This window comes from Methanocella arvoryzae MRE50 (assembly GCF_000063445.1).
Taxonomy (GTDB): Archaea; Halobacteriota; Methanocellia; order Methanocellales; family Methanocellaceae; genus Methanocella_A; species Methanocella_A arvoryzae.
Genome location: NC_009464.1, coordinates 2,278,099 through 2,295,542, shown reverse-complemented (window position 1 = coordinate 2,295,542; position 17,444 = coordinate 2,278,099). Strand labels below are relative to the sequence as shown.

15 protein-coding genes are annotated in these 17,444 nt (G+C 54.8%); 4 read left to right on the top strand and 11 right to left on the bottom strand.

Annotation, left to right across the window (positions count from 1 at the left end; translation table 11 throughout):
- Positions 1 to 17 precede the first annotated feature (17 nt).
- The 3 genes from RCI_RS11330 to RCI_RS11320 all read right to left on the bottom strand — a co-directional run bounded on the left by RCI_RS11330 (position 18) and on the right by RCI_RS11320 (position 2,362).
- Positions 18 to 458, bottom strand: a complete 441-nt coding sequence (locus tag RCI_RS11330) for a hypothetical protein (RefSeq protein WP_012036581.1) — start codon at positions 456 to 458, stop codon at positions 18 to 20.
- A 364-nt stretch (positions 459 to 822) separates the two neighbouring features.
- Positions 823 to 1,545, bottom strand: coding sequence for a helix-turn-helix transcriptional regulator (locus tag RCI_RS11325; RefSeq protein WP_012036580.1), 723 nt, complete (start codon positions 1,543 to 1,545; stop codon positions 823 to 825).
- 82 nt (positions 1,546 to 1,627) lie between these two features.
- Positions 1,628 to 2,362: a UbiA family prenyltransferase gene (locus RCI_RS11320; protein WP_081477336.1), complete on the bottom strand. Its 735-nt coding sequence runs from the start codon at positions 2,360 to 2,362 to the stop codon at positions 1,628 to 1,630.
- 354 nt (positions 2,363 to 2,716) lie between these two features.
- Between RCI_RS11320 and RCI_RS11315 the strand changes: the two genes are divergently transcribed.
- A complete protein-coding gene (locus RCI_RS11315; protein WP_148266737.1) occupies positions 2,717 to 3,472 on the top strand; it encodes a helix-turn-helix transcriptional regulator in 756 nt (251 codons plus the stop codon).
- A gap of 791 nt (positions 3,473 to 4,263) precedes the next feature.
- Here the strand turns inward: RCI_RS11315 and RCI_RS11310 are convergent.
- The 5 genes from RCI_RS11310 to RCI_RS11290 form a co-directional block, all read right to left on the bottom strand.
- The gene (locus tag RCI_RS11310; protein WP_012036576.1) at positions 4,264 to 5,625 is read right to left on the bottom strand and encodes an NAD(P)/FAD-dependent oxidoreductase; all 1,362 of its coding nucleotides are present in this window, start codon (positions 5,623 to 5,625) and stop codon (positions 4,264 to 4,266) included.
- Positions 5,622 to 5,924, bottom strand: coding sequence for a hypothetical protein (locus tag RCI_RS11305; protein WP_012036575.1), 303 nt, complete (start codon positions 5,922 to 5,924; stop codon positions 5,622 to 5,624). The genes RCI_RS11310 and RCI_RS11305 overlap by 4 nt, the downstream gene beginning before the upstream one ends.
- Positions 5,925 to 7,078: 1,154 nt before the next feature.
- A complete protein-coding gene (locus RCI_RS11300; protein WP_012036574.1) occupies positions 7,079 to 7,723 on the bottom strand; it encodes a hypothetical protein in 645 nt (214 codons plus the stop codon).
- A gap of 51 nt (positions 7,724 to 7,774) precedes the next feature.
- On the bottom strand, positions 7,775 to 8,389 hold the full coding sequence (locus RCI_RS11295; RefSeq protein WP_048198510.1) for a DUF998 domain-containing protein: 615 nt from the start codon (positions 8,387 to 8,389) through the stop codon (positions 7,775 to 7,777).
- Between the two features lie 125 nt (positions 8,390 to 8,514).
- On the bottom strand, positions 8,515 to 9,153 hold the full coding sequence (locus tag RCI_RS11290; protein WP_012036572.1) for a hypothetical protein: 639 nt from the start codon (positions 9,151 to 9,153) through the stop codon (positions 8,515 to 8,517).
- A 152-nt stretch (positions 9,154 to 9,305) separates the two neighbouring features.
- Here RCI_RS11290 and aroA point away from each other — a divergent pair, with 152 nt between their 5' ends.
- The 3 genes from aroA to RCI_RS11275 all read left to right on the top strand — a co-directional run bounded on the left by aroA (position 9,306) and on the right by RCI_RS11275 (position 13,319).
- Positions 9,306 to 10,574: a 3-phosphoshikimate 1-carboxyvinyltransferase gene (aroA, locus tag RCI_RS11285; RefSeq protein WP_012036571.1), complete on the top strand. Its 1,269-nt coding sequence runs from the start codon at positions 9,306 to 9,308 to the stop codon at positions 10,572 to 10,574.
- The gene (gene aroC, locus RCI_RS11280) at positions 10,571 to 11,689 is read left to right on the top strand and encodes a chorismate synthase (protein ID WP_012036570.1); all 1,119 of its coding nucleotides are present in this window, start codon (positions 10,571 to 10,573) and stop codon (positions 11,687 to 11,689) included. Before aroA ends, aroC begins: the two co-directional genes overlap by 4 nt.
- Before the next feature lie 82 nt (positions 11,690 to 11,771).
- Positions 11,772 to 13,319 (top strand): tetratricopeptide repeat protein, encoded by a 1,548-nt coding sequence (locus tag RCI_RS11275; protein WP_048198508.1) that lies wholly within the window; start codon positions 11,772 to 11,774, stop codon positions 13,317 to 13,319.
- Positions 13,320 to 13,630: 311 nt separating this feature from the next.
- On the opposite strand, the gene RCI_RS11270 is transcribed toward RCI_RS11275, so the two are convergent.
- The 3 genes from RCI_RS11270 to purD form a co-directional block, all read right to left on the bottom strand.
- Complete coding sequence (locus RCI_RS11270) at positions 13,631 to 14,344, bottom strand: HAD family hydrolase (protein WP_012036568.1); 714 nt, start codon at positions 14,342 to 14,344, stop codon at positions 13,631 to 13,633.
- A gap of 91 nt (positions 14,345 to 14,435) precedes the next feature.
- Positions 14,436 to 16,040: a GAF domain-containing sensor histidine kinase gene (locus tag RCI_RS15895; RefSeq protein WP_012036567.1), complete on the bottom strand. Its 1,605-nt coding sequence runs from the start codon at positions 16,038 to 16,040 to the stop codon at positions 14,436 to 14,438.
- Positions 16,041 to 16,106: 66 nt separating this feature from the next.
- Complete coding sequence (purD, locus tag RCI_RS11260; protein WP_012036566.1) at positions 16,107 to 17,408, bottom strand: phosphoribosylamine--glycine ligase; 1,302 nt, start codon at positions 17,406 to 17,408, stop codon at positions 16,107 to 16,109.
- Positions 17,409 to 17,444: the final 36 nt, after the last annotated feature.

The following is a 17,444-nucleotide window of genomic DNA, read 5'->3' as shown; positions in this document are numbered from 1 at the left end:
GTAAAAGGTTGGGCAACTTAATAGAGATCCTGCATAACGTACGATGTTTCTGCACACCGGGAATCGCTCCAGTAGTAGTGATCCCTGTAGATATCGTACATATACTGGGAGGAAGTAGTGGTCGTGAATGCACTGCTAGACGTCCAGGTCGAGCCACCGTTTATATTGTATGCATAAGTGTGACCATTTACCATCCCCATGCTACCGAATTTATAATTGCTCATTGCGTTTATTGTTTCGCCCATCTCATTTTTATACTGTACATTCCAGCTAAGGGCATCGCCCAGGTTAATGTTCGTGGATCCAATATCGCCTGTCCACTGGACAGCCGCGTTACTGTAGATCCTGCTCTTGCCATCAGGTATCGATACCGTAGCTGCACTTGCAAAGCTGCTGGCGAACACAGCGAGCACTGTCGCGGCGAGCAGCAGAGTCATAATTCTGTTCTTCTTTACCATTTGATCAAACTTCCTTAACCGCCCGACAGCCAGCCTTTACAGCCGGCCACTATTCAAGCGATTACAACGGAAAATAGTAACTTAAAATATTTATAATTGTGGTGGTATTACCACCACTAGCTTTAGATAGGAAATATAGTTAACAATTGATGATGCTAATTTTATACCATATAGAAGTATTCAAGACGAATGCCTGCCACGATGGCATGGTACTGCTCGTATCTGATCGGACAATAGTGCCTCAATTGTCTCTCTGGACAGTATCCTGCCATTCTACTATATAGTCCGGCATCATTTACACATATGGAACGGTAGTTGCCAGAATTATTAAAAGGAGGAGGAACTGGGCCCGACGAGTTTTCCCTTAGCCATGGATTTCACGCGCTCGGGCCAAATATTCGGCGAACAGCTCAGCACCCCACTTGGTAGCCGATTCATCGAAGGTTATGATACTGTTCATGATGTTCAAAGTGCCGCCTTTATTGTATAGGTACATCGATAAAAAGTCGTTCGTCACAACCAGGGCCAGTTTTGCATCTTCCACTGCGTACATCTTTGCATTATGGTAGCTCAGGTACGATTTCAGGAAATCCGGGTACTCATCTTCGATTCTATTAAAAACCTTTTCCGTAACAACGAGTGAAACCGGTATTCCACGCATTGCCTGAGCGAGATATATCTTCGGGTATACCTGAGTAAGTACAGGAGAGATACCCACAATATGTTTTGAATTCGGTAACCGATTGTAGATCTGGCCATGGGTGGCCGTTATGTTCTCCATTTCGTTGCTGATTACACTGCAATCCCCCAGCTCGTCGATCCTTTCCACCAGCTTATCCGGAATGGGGGATAAGTCGTGCCCGTTCAGGAACTGATCGCCCTTCACGAGGATTTGCGCCAGACTATCCATACTCCGGAGCCTTTTGGCCAGGATCAGCCCCGTAGTAGTCAGGCAGTATTTACCGTCTTCCTTGACGACCAGGTTCAGTTCCGCCAGGTCTTTTAGACGCGGTATTGCATTGGCAGACGTAATGTTGAAGTGCTCTTTTATTTCGGCAAGGGATACGGGCCCTTCAGCTGTCTTCAATACTCGTAAAAACCAGCACGGGAGAACTCATATTCCCCGTGCCTGCGCGGTAAGAGTCGATACGGCGTTTTGCTGCCTAAATTTAGATGATAGCTGTCAGCAGCATCACAAAATTCGGCACCGTCAGCGCCGTGATCATCCTGCCCTTGAGCTTCACCCCCTCTTTAACAGGGTCGCCCAGCAGGACTGTGATACACCTGATTGCCGCCCACAGGTAGACGACGATCGCCAGCACAAGGAAATGGTACTGCAAGGCCAGATACATCAGAGGAACGATCGGCAGCAGCGCCAATACACAGCAGACTCTGGCAGCCCGGCCCGTGCCCAGCAGGAGGGGCAGAGAGCTGACATCCCCGGCCACGTCTTTGAAGTCTTTCATGAAGGTGAGGCAGAAGGTCAGGATGAAGACGTAAGCGGCGACCAGCAGGGCAGTACTATCCACCGGGGCATATAGACTCCATATGCCTATCGACTCCAGCGAGAAGCAGACGGCCATGTCCAGCATAGCAACGCCGGGCAGGTCTTTGAACCTGAACAGGGGGTGAGAGTACATGACGCCCCCGACCACGATGCCGGCCAAGAAGCAGGCAAACAGGACGGGGCTCAGCCAGAGCGATATGGCGAGCGCCGCCGCGAAGAGCAAGCCCATGTAGACCCATGCAATCTTCACCGGGATCTGGCCCGAGACGATCATGCCTTTCGGCTTGCAGATCTTGTCTATCTCGACGTCGTAGATGTCGTTCATGATGTCGCAGGCGCCGTGGATCATGACGCCCGCGAGGGTGGCAATCGCTACCCGGTAGTCCCACGTGCCCAGAATGGCACATGTAGCGGCTATGACAGCCAGGTCTACCAGGCTGCTTTTCAGTTTAAGTACAGTTATGTATGGTTTAAAGTTCAGAATACTGATACCTCCGAATTAAAAATGCATATATAATAACCGGTTTTTTAACAACCGGTTAATTTTAAAATAGAGGTATTACAATCAGAAAATTAATATTTTTTGGTTTATAATGAAATTCCAATATAACAATAGTTAGTAAAAATGATCATAAAATTGTAAATATTGCCGGATAGCAGCCGTGAAATTTATATAGTAACCTCCTGAAATCACTGGTAAGTTATGGTTTGGTGAGTGCTGGTGAAGTCGGATGGCCTGTTAAAGTCCACTATGTTATCAGATATACGGAAAGGGATACTGTACATACTGGCTGAAAGGCCGATGTCCCTGGCTGAGATAAGGACCCATTTTGACGTTACCTCCGCCAGCATCATTCCCCGCATCAAGGACCTGGTCAAGGCCGACCTGATCTCGAAGGACGACGGCAAGTATGTCCTGACAACAACGGGCACTATTCTGGTAAAAAAGCTCGAGGCCATGGACGATCTGGAGAAGGTCATCGTGAACACCGGAGAATTCCTGAACACCCACGACTTGAGCCCCATACCGGCCAGGCTGATCGACAGGATCGACGAGCTGGGGGACTGCAAAGTCATAAGGAACACCATGGAGCACATCACGGCCGCCCACGACCAGATCTACGATAACCTGCCGAAGGCTAAGAAGATCATGGGCATTGCGCCGGTGCTTGACCCCCAGTATCCCAAAATTTACGTGGGCCTTGCCAGTATGAAAATACCTGTATCGATCATTATTCCTGAAAACATCTATAAAAAAGTCGAAAAAGAATATTCTGTATTCCTCCACGAATTCCTGAGCCGGGAGAACACCAAAATGTACGTGATCGACAGCGTCAGGCTGGTACTCGTGACCACTGACAATTTCACTTCGATATACCTGTACAATAAGAATGGCACGTTCGACTCGATGAGCAGCCTTTTCAGTTCCGACCTTTCGGCGACTAAGTGGGGAGCGGAGCTTTTCGATAGCTACCTGCAGAAGGCAAGGGAAATAAAAATTAAATAATTTCCCGGCGATACTATTTTTACTCGCCTGCAGCATAATTTTACATAATTTATAGTATAGACCATATAGCCATTATTACTATAAAGCCGACGTTAAGCGAAATGTATAATTAAACGACCCGTTTAATTTTTGGCAAAAATTAGATCACTTTACTAATATATACCAGCAAGCCAATTAACAATTGGCAAGCGTCTGGGCCGGGAAGCAAAATTTACTGCACGACGGTAAATTTACCACCAGCAGATAATTCCGGCTTGTCCTCGGGAAAGATTCCCACAACTTCCACCATAGCATCACAAGTCACGATTAGAAATCAAATCCACCTCTGTCCTCGCCGATCAGACTGCCACTGTCCCACAAGGGATGGGAACAGAATGGTCGGCGGGGAGGAGACACCTTTTCTAAGGATTTTTACTAAAATATAATTCGTTATCTCATTTCCCATCTAAGATTTTCAGGTCAGGGAGGTACTGAGAGGTAAGCGAGGAGGTCTGGATGTACCTGGAGGTCGGGGAGACTTTCAAAGTGGGAGGTCAGGGAGGAAAGGGAGGTCTGAGAGAGGTTATGTGAGGCACCCGGAGGCCGGAGAGGATTAATTATATTAAAAATCATCCTCTCAGACCTTTCCACACTCCCGGACCTCCTCTCAAACCTCGCTACCCTCCCGAACCTCCCAGCCTGAAAATCCTCCCCAACCTCCCGGGAACTCTCAGACCTCCGAGGGCTTATCGTGAGATTCACCGTAAAACAACTTCCATGGCTGAGTCGCCATTATTTAGATGACGCCGGCCTTACTGGCTCTTCTTCGCGCGTGCCACTTTCAGCGCCAGCATCTCTGCCGCGTAGGTCAGCGGATCTATCAGCGGCGACACCGGGGGCGCGTAGCATGTCTCGGCCCCGGCCAGGTCTGCCGGGCTCATGCCTTTGCCTATGGCGAGGGATAGCACATTGATTCGGCCGCCGACGCCTTCTTCGCCGATGATCTGGCCACCGACGAGCCTGTCGCCGTCGGATAAGAGCTTGATGTCGACCGTTTTGCCGCCGGGGTAGTACCGGGCTCTGGTGGCGCCTCTGGCGCTGAATGTCAAAGGCGTGATGCCGGCCTGCTCGCAGGCGTGAGTGGTGAGGCCGACGTTGCCCACGTGGAGGTCGCCGATCACGCAGACGGCGGGGCACAGAACCGGTGGATAAGGAGTCTTTTTGCCCAGCAGGTTGTCGGCCACATATTTTGCCTGCCGGTTGGCCACGCTGCCCACGGCGTAGATGACGGGCTTGCCGGTGATCAGTCCTGTGACTTCAGCGCAGTCTCCGGCCGCGAGGACGTCGTCCAGCACTTTGCCGTTTCGCCTTACCCGGAAGTACTCGTCGACCACGATGCCGCCGGTCACGCCGAGGTCGATGCTGGCTTGCTTTGCGAGATCGGTGTTGGGGCGGATGCCCGCGGATAACAGCACTAAGTCGGCCGGGATGACTTCGCCGGCGCAGGTGACGGACTCTACCCGGGCTGTGCCGTTGATGGAGTCGACGCCCCTGCCGGTGATGACTCTGGCGCCCTTTTGTTCGAGGTGGGCCTGCACGATGGCGGCCATCTCCGGGTCCAGCGCCGAGGGCATGAGCTGCGGCACTCTTTCGATGATCGTCAGCTTTGCGCCAGCATCGAGGAACGCCGGGGCCGTCTCCAGGCCGATGGGGCCGCCGCCGATGATGACGACGTTCAAGGCGTCCTTCAGCCGCTCGTAGAGCGCCTTGCCATCCTCCAGCGTGAGAAGGGTATGCACTCCCGGGAGGTGTACGCCGGGCACCGGGGGCACGAAGGGTCTGGACCCGGTGGCGATGACCAGCCTGTCGTACTCGACGCGCTCTCCTTTTTCAGTGGTGACGGCCCTGCCGTCGAGGTCGATCTCCTCTATAGCGGTAGAAGTGCGGACGTCCAGCCCTAAATCTTTGAAGACGGGGGGCTGGTAGATGACGAGCTTGTTAAAGTCCAGTATCTTGCGGTCGAGGACAAAAGGCATGCCGCACTGGCTGTAGGCTACTACGGGATCTTTAGAAAAGACGGTGATCTGCGCGTCAGGCGCTCTTCTGGCGAGGGTGAAAGCTGCGGTCAGCCCTGCGCCACCTGCCCCGACGAACACGATCCTCCGGCCGTTCATTTCATTTCACTGCCGAGCTTTTTGACTTCCTCGTACTTCTGGCCGAGGCGGGCGATGCGCTCGTCCAGGCCGTCGATGAACTTCTTCGTCTTTTCAGTCGTGACCGCCCCGTGCATCGAGGGGCCGATGAGCCCTTCGTGCTCCAGTACCCTGAGCGAATACCTGACTTTATGTTTCGGAAGGCGGGTCACTTCCGAAAGCTTCATGATGCCGATGGGCTCCTGCTCGATCACGAACTTTAAAATCAGCAGGTGGCGTTCCAGCATCTCCATCTCCATCTCGAGTTTGCTGATAAGCATAAATACACCAATTTCCGCCTACGATACGAATGCTTGCCTCTTCAGACTATTTAAGCTGTAATTATTAATAAGACTTTGTCTGCCCCCGCTTCGCGGGAAGAGTGTATGGGCTCGTGGAGGAAAACGAACGCTGCGCTGTGCTAATCTTCACAGATTCCCAGTATCCCCGTGTATAGTCAACTAGTGCTTGCTCTGGGATGAGTCAATATATTGAAACTGGAAAACTGCCAGCAAGACTCAGTTTCAAAAACGCCAAATACGCCAATGGAAGGTTTGGTAACCCAAAAAACGCCAAAACGCCAAATACGCCAGATACGCCAAACGATACTATATTTAATTCAATTCAGTGTATGGCGTTCCTATGAAAAACATGTTGTTTCGGCTATGGTTGCAAGACCGCCAAGCACGCCAAGGGGCCAAGGGCGCCAAGATTTATTTGATCGTAATCGCACAAATCACCCGTATTTAGCTTGGCGTTCCATGAAAAATTAGCACTTGGCGAGCTTGGCTCCTTGGCGTGCTTGGCGGTATTTTCGACCTATGCCGGGCTATCTTTCAGTTTTTCTTAAGGCGAGTGCTTGGCGGTGATATATGCGCAGATCAGGGAAACTGCCGATTTTTCACCTCTTATACCTGATCAAGGCACCGTTCATCACCCGACTTTTGGCGTTTTTGGCGGTCTGGCGTTTTTGGAGTACCAGCTTTTCCAGTGGCGTTTCCCTCAACGATAGAATCTGCACAATAGATCGGAGAGGAAACACAGGAATACTGGATTCCACCGATTGCCACGGATAGATTCGGCTATAAGAACCGGTTTTTCAAGTCTTGAATAAGAAAAATGGGCTTGGCTGGCCGCAGTGACCTCGAGTCTAAATCGTAATCCGCATGGGTCTATCATTCGGTTTCATTGACGCAAGGGTACAAAGCCGCAGAGGACTTAGGGGGAAGAGTCGCAGAGACGCTAAGGCGCTACGATCTTGGGGGAAGAGATCAAAGACACCAGGCCGCAAAGGCTTATCAGAAGTAATACTTACCATACAATTTACGATAGTCTTAGCGGCTTAGCGGCTTTGATCTCTTCCCCCTACGTTCTCTGCGCCTCTTCAACTTTGCGCCATCGAACAGCAGCGATTGTATTGCTGAGTCGCCGTAACTTAGCCGGCCACGCTGATCTTCAGCTCTTCCCCAGCAAACCGGGAGTAGGTATTCCCCGAGAAGGCCCCGACCCAGAGGAAAGCCGGTATTACGGCGATCAGGTCGGCGATCCCGATATCTATCGATACGAGCCGGAGGATCAGTGCTATCATACACAAGGTCATCCCCATGATGCCGATCAGGAGTGTGGGCCAGCCATAGTAGAGGTGCCCAAGGAAGGCAGCGGTGATAAAGAGGAGGGCGATGGCGGTGGTGCCGAGGAACACCGTGGTCCACAGGTAGTGCTCGGAGCCGTATAGGGCTGGTCTGAGGCCGGCCATGAGGAGGGCTGCGCCTGATGTGATGCCGGATAGCTGGCCGATGGCAAGCAGGGCTTTCTGGACTGTGTGGTCGCTGTGCCAGCGGATCAGGCCGAGGTAAAAGAGTACGAGCAGCAGTCCGGAGAGGATGCAGGCGGAGTTGAAGTAGCTGGCACCATAAGGATTGAGGTTTGTGTTGCCAGGGTCATCGAGCCAGAGAGTGTCGAGAAAGGCGGAGCTGCCCGGGTATTGAAGGGCCGAGGCTATTCCCAGCGCGGAAAAGATGATGATCGCAGCTATGCCTGCCATGCTGGCGACAGGTATGCGTAATGGATTGATCTCCATTGACTCCGTTTACCCCCGAGAAGTCTTTGGCTGCCGATCGGATAAAGGTTACTATGCCTGCATCGATACTGCAGGTTTTACTGTGTCTTTCTCTCTGCTCAGCGTGAAAGAGTCCCGGGCGGTGAGCCCGATCCATGTCAGCAGGGCGAAGCCCGTGAACCATTCGGCGATGATGGGCTCGATGTCGAGCAGGTACGAAAAGGCCAGCACCAGTGTCAGCGCCAGGGTCGTCACGCCTATGCAGAGTGTTGCTTCACCGTATAGTGGCAGACCGGCCAGGGCGAGGCAGATGAACATGATGGCGAAGAAGGATAAGGCGAAGTACAGCACCGAGAGTTGCAGGTGCAGAGGCTGCTCGTGCGTCGATACGTACCCCGCGAGGAACATCAGAATGCCTGAGATGCCGCCTGTCAAAATGCCCGCGCCCAGGGAAAAGTTCCGGATCCGGCTATCGGTCCGCCACTCGGACAGCCCAAGGTAGAACAGGGCGAGCAGTATGCCGGTGATCATTGATCCGGTATTGTAGAATACGTAGCCTGCAGGATTCTCAGTATCGTCGCCGAAGTCTCCGATCCACATGTCGAAAGGTGAGAACCGGTCCCACATGAAGTATACGGATAGCAGGCTGAAGAGACAGAATATGATGATGCTCAGGTATCCTGCCACCCCGCTGACTGACTTTAAATTTATTCTACCGATCGTCGTACCACAAGCTGAAAAAGATAGGATACCAGCATGATTAAGTTTTCTGTTACCCGTGGCCGGAGGAAATGGGCCTGTCTTAATGCCAGTCAATCGTGGCATCTGCCCCGGGCTCTGCGATAGGAGTCCCTTGAAGTCAGCCCAATCCATGAGATCAACGCAAAGAGGGCACACCATTCGGCTACAATAGGTTCTATGCTGGCCAAAGCCTGGGTGACTCCGAGGAGCACGATCAGCGCTACCGATGCCAGGCCCATGCATGCCGTAGCCTCGCTATAGAAAGGCCGGGATCTGAACGCCATGTGCAAAAATATGATGGCCAGGAATGTGAGCGCGAAGAACGCGTAGGATGCGATCAAGTTGCCGGGCATGACTGCCGGGGTGAGGTACCCTGCGATAAACAGCGATATGCCAGAGAATACCCCTGCGGCCTGGCCCGCAGTCCGGAGGGAAGTGCGGGCAGGGCTTGCGACACTATGCTGGTACAGTCCTGTGTAGAACACGATGAGCAGCAGCCCGGTAAGCATTGAGCCCAGGTTGTAGTAGGCGGCCCCCGCAGGGTTTATATCCGGAAAGCCATAGTCGCCCAGCCACATGTCTATCGGGGTGAAGCCGCCAGGGTAGCTGGCGATCGAGATGCCTGAGAAAAGGCAGAAGACTAATATCGCCGCTATACCGCTCAAACCGGTGATCGGTACTTTGCTCAGATCAGGAAGGACCAGTGGCATTGCACACTAAGATATTGTCATGGGGGAAATAGGTTACCGTGCAGGTGCAGGATACTGGCAAAAAGTGGGTGTTCCGGGGCGATCGGGGTGCGGGGCCCCAAATGGTAAAGGTAAATAAAATTATATACGATGTATTTTCCATTTACAATCTGATGATCGCGAGGATTTCGAAGTCCGACGTCTGGGGCAGCGTGGATGCTCCGCCGTCGAAGAGCTACACCCACCGTGCCATCGCCATCGGCAGCATGGGGCACTATGCTAAGATCACAGGTCCGCTACTCTCTGCCGACACGCTGGCCACCGTCTCCGCGTGCAGGGCTTTCGGGGCGGACATCAGGATCTCCGGGGACACCGTGGAGATCGCAGGCGTCATAGGCAAGCCCAGGGTCCCGGAGGACGTGATCGATGCGAAGAACAGCGGTACTACGCTGAGGCTGTGCTCGTCCATCGCAGCGCTGGCGGAAGGCGCCACTGTGTTCACAGGTGACAGCTCTCTGCGCAAGCGGCCGAACGGCCCGTTGATTAAGGCGCTGAACGACCTCGGGGCGGTCTGCTATTCTACCCGGGGCACAGGCACCGCGCCGCTGATCATCCACGGCGTCATGAAAGGCGGCCGGATCTCCATTAACGGCAGCATCAGCTCCCAGTTCATATCCTCGCTGCTGATCTCCTGTCCCTTCGCAAAGAATGACACTACAATCCTGATAGAGGGAGAACTGAAATCGAAGCCCTACGTAGAAGTTACTCTGGAGATGCTGGAGAAGGCCGGCTGCAGGATAGAGACCAACTTCGAGGAGTTCCGCATCCAGTGCTGCCAGGACTACAACCTCGGCGAATACAGGGTGCCAGGGGACTTTTCTTCCGCCTCGTACCCGCTGGCTGCGGCGGCGGTCACCGGCTCGAGGGTGACTGTGGGTAACCTGTTCCCGTCAAAGCAGGGAGACGCTGCCATTCTCGAACACCTGCTGGACATGGGTGCCAACGTCTTCTGGGATGAGGAAATGGGCACGGTTACGGTAGAAGGCGGCCGCCTGCACGGCATCGACATCGACGCCGGGCAGACGCCTGACCTGGTGCCCACGCTGGCAGTGCTGGCCGCGTGCGCCGAGGGCACCACCCATATCAACAACGCTGAGCACGTACGATATAAGGAGACAGACAGGCTTCGGGCTATGGCCACGGAGTTGCGGAAGATGGGCGTGCAGATCGAGGAGAGGCAGGACGGGCTCGACATCGAGGGCGGCAGGCTCACCGGAGCTACTGTAGACGGCCATGATGATCACAGGATTGTCATGGCACTGGCAGTGGCAGGTCTCGCAGCCGACGGCCAGACGACGATCAGCACCGCAGAATCAGTGGACATATCCTACCCGGCGTTTTTCGCCGATCTCGGGAAGCTCGGGGCGAAGGTAGAAGTATGACCGGGAACACCTTTGGAAACGCTTTCAGGATCACCACGTTTGGGGAGAGCCACGGCCCAGGGCTGGGCGTCGTTATTGACGGATGCCCTGCAGGGCTGCCCCTGACTGAGGCGGACGTCCAGGCTGAGCTAGACAAACGAAAACCGGGCCAGAGCGAAGTCACCACCCAGCGCAAAGAGGCAGACATGGTGGAAATACTGTCGGGCGTATTCGAAGGGCTGACGACCGGCACTCCGATCGCCATGCTCGTCCGCAACGCGGACGCCAGATCTGCAGCGTATGAGAATATCAGGAATATTGCGAGGCCCGGCCATGCCGATTTCGGGTACATGGAAAAGTATGGCATGCGGGACTACCGCGGAGGAGGCCGCTCTTCGGGCAGGGAGACACTGTCAAGGGTCGCCGGCGGCGCCGTGGCTAAAAAGCTGTTATCGCTCTACGGCGTAGAAGTCCACGCTCACACAGTCGCGATCGGCAACGTCAGGGCGAAACCTGCCACTATTGAGGAGATCAAGGCCAACGTTTGGAAGAACCCGGTAAGATGTGCCGATCTTTCAGCGGCAGACGCCATGCTCCGCGAAGTCTCGGCCGCCCGGGAGGCGTCGGACAGCGTCGGGGGCATCGTCGAGATCGTGGCCACTGGCGTCCCTGCAGGGGTAGGAACTCCGGCCTTTGACAAGCTCGACGCCTGTCTCGCTTACGCACTGATGGGCATCGGCGGGGTAAAGGCTGTGGAGATAGGCGCCGGAATCGCATCTGCCGGAATGCGGGGCAGCGAGATGAACGATGAGTTCTGTACTGAGGATGGCAAGGTCAGGACTAAGACCAACAGGTGCGGCGGCATTCTCGGGGGCATCAGCACGGGCATGCCGATCGTCTGCCGGGCTGCCATCAAGCCTACTCCGTCAATATCCCGGCCCCAGCGCACGGTTAACCTGGAGACAGGAGCCGAGACGATCATAGAGATCACAGGCCGCCACGACCCGTCGATCGTGCCCAGGGCGGTGCCGGTCGCCGAAGCTATGGTCGCCCTCGTGATAGTGGATCAGATGATCTCGGGCGGACTGATCAATCCCGTGAGCGCAGGAGCCGTCGACGCCAGCCGAAATCGCTGAAACCGGCCGCAAACCTCAACCCCGGACGGACGTATTTCCGTACAGGGTAGGTATAGTGCCGTCGAGACGTTTTCTTGAGCTTTTGCTGAGCAGCAGCGGCGCCCAGCACAGCAGGACCGACGGGCTGGCCGACGACGTGCTGCAGTTAATCCTTCTCCGGTCAGCCGGGGAAAGTTTCGGCGGGATTCTGAATGAGGAGCAGATCGAGGCGATGGTCTCACTTATAGCCACCCATGACACCCTGCGGGCAGATTCCGGTGAGGAAGGGACTGTTACATATTCAAGGTACGTGTACGAGATGCTTAGCCGGAGGCCAGGCATGTTGCCGGATGCAGGCACGTTTGACTCCGGCTTCGCCAGGTTCCTGCAGGCGCTGGACCGGCGAATCGAAGATGCCATTGCTCCAAAGCTGGTCAGGCTGCCCAGGAGGAAGTTCGGCGAGCCCGGCATTGGCGAACTGGCAGGTTTGCAGCCGCCAGAAGCGCTGGCCGATTACATGTCATGGCTAATCTGGGAGTTCAGAAACCGAGGCTTACTCTCAGGGCAGGAAGCCAGCCGCCTGAGAGGCACGATAGATAAGCTATCCAGCGCTCCCGGTTACCTGCGATACCTTGATACGGACAGGAGGGACAGAGAAGCAGCATGGCTGCAGAAAATGATCCGCAGGCTAAAAACTGCCTGCACGCTGAACGATCCCTGCGAGCGTGACCTGATCGTAAGCCTGGGCATCATTCTGTTCAACCTCAGCCCTTCGCAGCAGACAGCTGCCATGCTCTCCGACACAACCCCGGCCGGGGCCTGCCGGGCGCTACAATACCTGTACAATGCGATCATGGCGCTGAACTATGTGCGCGCGGGCAGGCCGGGCATTGCCGAAGCGTATGCTATCGCCGCCCTGAAGAGCGCCGCCAGCCCGGAAGAGAGAGCTCATATAGGTATGGTCAAGGGGTGTATAGCCACAATGGATGGCGACTACGACCTCGCCGCCAGAGCCCTGAGAGAAAGCGCCGAAGTGCCCGGGATTTCAGCGAGGCTCAAAGGTATGGCCGAGTATTACGCGGGAGTGGTGCTGTACGAGAAAGGCGAGTACGTCAACGCCATGGCCAGCTTCGAGAAGGCAGTCAGTTACGTAAGCGATCCCGGGGATCTGGCCACCATCCACAACAGCATCGGCTCGTGCGCCATGCAGATAGGTGACGAAGCCAGAGCTGATCAGGAGTTCCAGACCGTTGAGGAACTCGCGGTCAGTCTGAGGGGAGCACGTACCAGTCAGTGTATGCTGCTTGTCAGCAGCTACCGCAGCGCCATCCGGGGGCCTGGCAATGATCCCGGCAAAGCTGTCGAGTACTACAGGAGAGCGCTGAACACTGCTTCCGAGCGCGGCGACTACAGATCCGTGGCAGATCTGCTCGGCAACCTCGGGCTCGCCCAGGCCAGAGCAGGCGACTACGCCCACGCACTACATACCCTTCGCGCCTGCATGACCAGTTCGGAAAACGCAGAATACTGGGCCGGCATCCGGTTCGCCTACTGGCACATCAACAGGATCCTCAGCAAAACAGATTGCGCCGAGGCGAAGCGCTTCCGCGAAACCTATACGGAGAAATATCCCGAGCTCAGGGAGATGTAGTTCCTAGTGGTGCTATGCTTAACATAGAGAACGCAGAGAACTATTAACCACAGAGGCACAGAGTAACACAGAGGTTCACAGAGTACTGTTTACCACAGAGGCACAGAGAAACACAGAGACTCACAGAGAAGTATATAGATCTGTGGATAGTACATCATATATAATCAGTTAGAGTATAACCCTCTCTGCGTCTCTGTGCCTCTGTGGTAAACCAAATCTCTGTGAACCTCTGTGCGTCTCTGTGCCTCTGTGGTAAAACAGTACCCGGTGAACCTATATGGCATAAGGTAATACGCCCTGAAGTTCCCTGTTTACGGGCTTGCTGGCCCGGGCAGGGCGGCGAAGCGTCTGGCGAGGCAGGTTTCGAGCTCGGCGACGGAGGCCATGACGTCGTCGGCGTCTTTGAGGTAAGACGCGTCGAGGGAGGTGGTCACGGCGATCACGTATTCGGCGCCGGCGGCTTTTGCGGACTGAATGCCGAGCGGGGCGTTCTCCACCACGACGCAGTTGATCCGGCTGATGCCCAGTCTGCGCATGGCGGTCAGGTACGGATCTGGGCTCGGCTTGCCTGTTTTCGTATCGTCGCCAGTGATGATGAGGTCAAATAGGTCCTCTATCCCCGCTTTGTGCAGGACCGCCTTCACAGACTGGGCGCGGCTGCCTGTGACGAGGGCTGTTTTTATGCCATTGTTGCGGATCATGCGCAAAATGCCGGGCACGCCCTCGAACACTTTGACGTGCGCCGATACCTCCCTGTCAAAAAAGGCTGACTTGGCCGCCACGATCTTTTCGAGCTCTTCGGCGGTCAGGGACTTTTGCTTTTCGCCCGCTATGCTTTCGGCCATAGTCTTAGACGTCATGCCTTCCCTTAAGTACACGTCCATCTTCTCCACGGTCACGCCGTAAGGCTTGAACGCTTCCTGCCAGGCTTTCAGGTGGACAGGCATCGTGTCCGTGATCACCCCGTCCATGTCGAACAAGACTGCCCGAAACCTCGAAATATTGATGATGCAATGCTCCGCCATCAAAATATCATGGGCAGGGCTGGCTTTATAGCTGATCATGAATCTGCGCAGAACTGGATGTGGTAAGCCATCGAAGCGTGAAATGCGGGCCTTATGATGATTGCTTGGGCAGTGAGATGAAGAAGGTGCTGCCTTTGCCCGGTTCGCTATCCGCCCAGATTTTGCCCCCGTGGCTCTCGACTATCTTCCGGGAGATGGCGAGGCCGAGGCCTGCCCCTTTATACTCGTAGGAGAGTTTGTAGCCGGAGTGGTAGAAGCCGGAGAAAATGTTCTCGATATCCTCCTTAGGGATGCCTATGCCCGTATCTCGTACGGCTATCAGTAAGTGGTCGCACTCGTCTCTTACTGAGATGCTGATCTGGCCGCCGTCAGGCGTGTACTTGATCGCGTTGTTGAGGACGTTGAGCAGCACCTGCTGAATCCGGCTGCGATCTGCACTGATCATGGGGAGCGTTAAGGGCACGTCCAGAGTGATCTTCAGCTTTTTCAGGTCTGCCAGAAAATCGATCCCCCGGACAACTTCCTCGATAAGCTCGTTCAGCGATACCGGGATCTTTTCGCCCGCGTACTGTCTGGATGCCACGCCGGACAGGTCAGACAGGCTCTCGACTATGCCGGTAAGACGGTCTACGCTTGCATCGATCCTGCTGAGCCGGTCGCGCTGCTCATCGTTGACGGGGCCCAGCGTACCATCCTTCAGCAGCTCAGCATAGCCCTTGATAGTGGTGAGCGGGGTGCGCAGCTCGTGGGAGATCAGGGTGAAAAACTCCATCTTCATCCGGTCCAGGCTTTTCAGCCTCTCGTAGGATATCTCGAGCTCACTCTTGGCCTGGGAGAGCTCATCGAAAAGCATGGCGTTATCGACGGCAGTGGCCACCTGGTTGGACAGGGCGTTCGCCCGTGAAATATCGTCAGCGCTATACCTTCTGGGCTTTTTCGTGTTATACAGCCACATCACGCCGATGACCTTCCCCCGGGCAGCGAGAGGCAGGATAAGGCCGGTGGTGGGCGCGAGCAGATCGACCATCTTGCTTGACAGTCTCTTGTACTGGGCTACGTCCTCGACCACGATGGGCTGAGATTTGTCCACCGCCTCTTTAGTGGCGATCAGATCTTCCATCCTGATCCGCATTCCGCGGAGCCGGTTCCTGATGCCTTCGGTAGTCTTGATCTCGACGATCTCCCCGTCCTCTATCATGAAGATGATGCAGTTTTCCAGCCCCACCATTCTGGGGACGTTTTTGACCACAGCGTCCAGGGTCTCGTCGATATTCATAGACCGGGTGATCTGGCTCTGGACATAGTTAGTCAGCTTCAGCAGCTCGTTGCACTCAATAATTTTTGCATCCTCGCGCTCTTCACGAGTGGTGGAATAGTTCGAGATCATTACAGCACCCGCTGGCGTGTTCAACAGGTTTAGATAGATCTGCCTGCCAGTTTCCGGCTCTTTGAGGGCGCTTTTAAGCGTTATGCCTCCCGAATCCTCACTTTTGACCGACGGGGATACCTCATCAGTCTGCAGCCCAAGAATAGCATTAACGGTAGAGGGATTTTCATTCTCCTCCAGCAGTTCTCTCGCACGGGCGTTAGCGTACAGGATGGCGCCCGTGGTACTGAAAAACAGGAAGGCTTCAGGCAGGTGCTCTATAGCATTGACAAGGCTGTCTCTGGCGCCGGAAAACTGCAGGGATTCCATTTCATGATAAATTTCATCCTATGCCATAAATAATTTAATATAGAAATACCCGGGACTGGAGTCCGCCTATCCCCGGATAGCATCCATATGCTCGATACGCTTGCGTATAAGGCGTTCTTTGCCGATGTCATGCCGGCAGTGGAACTCGCCCTGCACGTTCGAGAGGCCTTCCTCAGACAGGATTTCGGCGTCGGCGATAGTGTCGGCCACACCCACAATGGCAAGAGAGCGGGACGAAGTGGTATACACTTTACCATCCCTTTCGTTGACGCTCGCGTAGTAGACGAGGTACTCCGGCTTTTCAACTACCGTGAGAGGAGCGTCTTTCACAGGGTTATCGGGGTATCCGGCAGGTACGACGTACTTACAGACCGTAGCGCTGCGCTCGAACTCGATCTTGAGTTTGTCCAGGCTGCCGTCCACGATTGCCTCGCAAATATCGACAAAATCGGTCTTCAGGAGGGAAAGCACGTTCATCGCCTCAGGGTCGCCGAACCTCGCGTTAAACTCGACTACCTTCATGCCGTCTCTGGTGATCATGAACTGCCCGTAGAGGACGCCTTTATACGGGACTCCGACGTCTTTCTCCATGGCTTTGACCGTCTGCTCCATGATCGCCACGCCTTCATTGTAATCGTCCAAAGTCATGAAGGGCAGCAGATCAATATTGTCGGTGTAAGAGCCCATGCCGCCGGTATTCGGGCCCTGATCGTCCTCGTAGGCTCGCTTGTGATCCTGAACGGTAGGCATCGGGGCGACGTGTTTTCCGTCCACGAAAGCCATGATCGTCACTTCTTCGCCCTTCAGCCGCTCTTCAATGACGACGCGGTCGTGCTCGAGCACTGATTTCACGTATTCCCGGGCCTCTTCGAGGGTGTGCATGTGCTCGCCCATGACCTTGACGCCCTTGCCGCCGGTCAGCCCGGCAGGCTTTACCACGACGTCGGGGTTGTCCTCAAGGTACCTGCAGGCGTCATCATAATCATCGTAAACCTTGAACTTCGGCAGGCCTTTTATATTGTTGCGGGCCATGAACTCCCGGGTCCAGGCCTTGTCGAACTCGATCCTGGCCGCATCTTTCCGGGGGCCTACCACGGGAATGCCATTCAGCTCCAGCTCGTCGGCCAGCCCGGCAGCCAGAGGCGACTCCGGCCCAATGATAGCCATGTCGACGTTACAGTCCTGCGCGTACTGGACGATCGCAGGCACGTTCGTCTCTTTTTCCAGCAGGTAGTCCTCCGCCCGGCGCCTGATGCCAGGGTTGGCATTACCCATTACTGCGTAGATTTTCGGATGGTACTCGCTTCTCGCGAGCGCTTCTACAATAGCGTGTTCCCTGCCGCCCGAGCCAATGACAAGCACTTTCATTAATGATCAGCCAAGTGCATATCGCTGTGATCGGTA

Excerpts from the sequence above, each read along its gene's own strand:
- RCI_RS11330 (WP_012036581.1), bottom strand. The coding sequence starts at position 458 with ATGGTAAAGAAGAACAGAATTATGACTCTGCTGCTCGCCGCGACAGTG.
- RCI_RS11315 (WP_148266737.1), top strand. The coding sequence starts at position 2,717 with ATGTTATCAGATATACGGAAAGGGATACTGTACATACTGGCTGAAAGG.
- RCI_RS11310 (WP_012036576.1), bottom strand. The coding sequence starts at position 5,625 with ATGAACGGCCGGAGGATCGTGTTCGTCGGGGCAGGTGGCGCAGGGCTG.
- RCI_RS11305 (WP_012036575.1), bottom strand. The coding sequence starts at position 5,924 with ATGCTTATCAGCAAACTCGAGATGGAGATGGAGATGCTGGAACGCCAC.
- RCI_RS11300 (WP_012036574.1), bottom strand. The coding sequence starts at position 7,723 with ATGGAGATCAATCCATTACGCATACCTGTCGCCAGCATGGCAGGCATA.
- RCI_RS11290 (WP_012036572.1), bottom strand. The coding sequence starts at position 9,153 with ATGCCACTGGTCCTTCCTGATCTGAGCAAAGTACCGATCACCGGTTTG.
- aroA (WP_012036571.1), top strand. The coding sequence starts at position 9,306 with ATGATCGCGAGGATTTCGAAGTCCGACGTCTGGGGCAGCGTGGATGCT.
- aroC (WP_012036570.1), top strand. The coding sequence starts at position 10,571 with ATGACCGGGAACACCTTTGGAAACGCTTTCAGGATCACCACGTTTGGG.
- RCI_RS11270 (WP_012036568.1), bottom strand. The coding sequence starts at position 14,344 with ATGGCGGAGCATTGCATCATCAATATTTCGAGGTTTCGGGCAGTCTTG.
- RCI_RS15895 (WP_012036567.1), bottom strand. The coding sequence starts at position 16,040 with ATGGAATCCCTGCAGTTTTCCGGCGCCAGAGACAGCCTTGTCAATGCT.
- purD (WP_012036566.1), bottom strand. The coding sequence starts at position 17,408 with ATGAAAGTGCTTGTCATTGGCTCGGGCGGCAGGGAACACGCTATTGTA.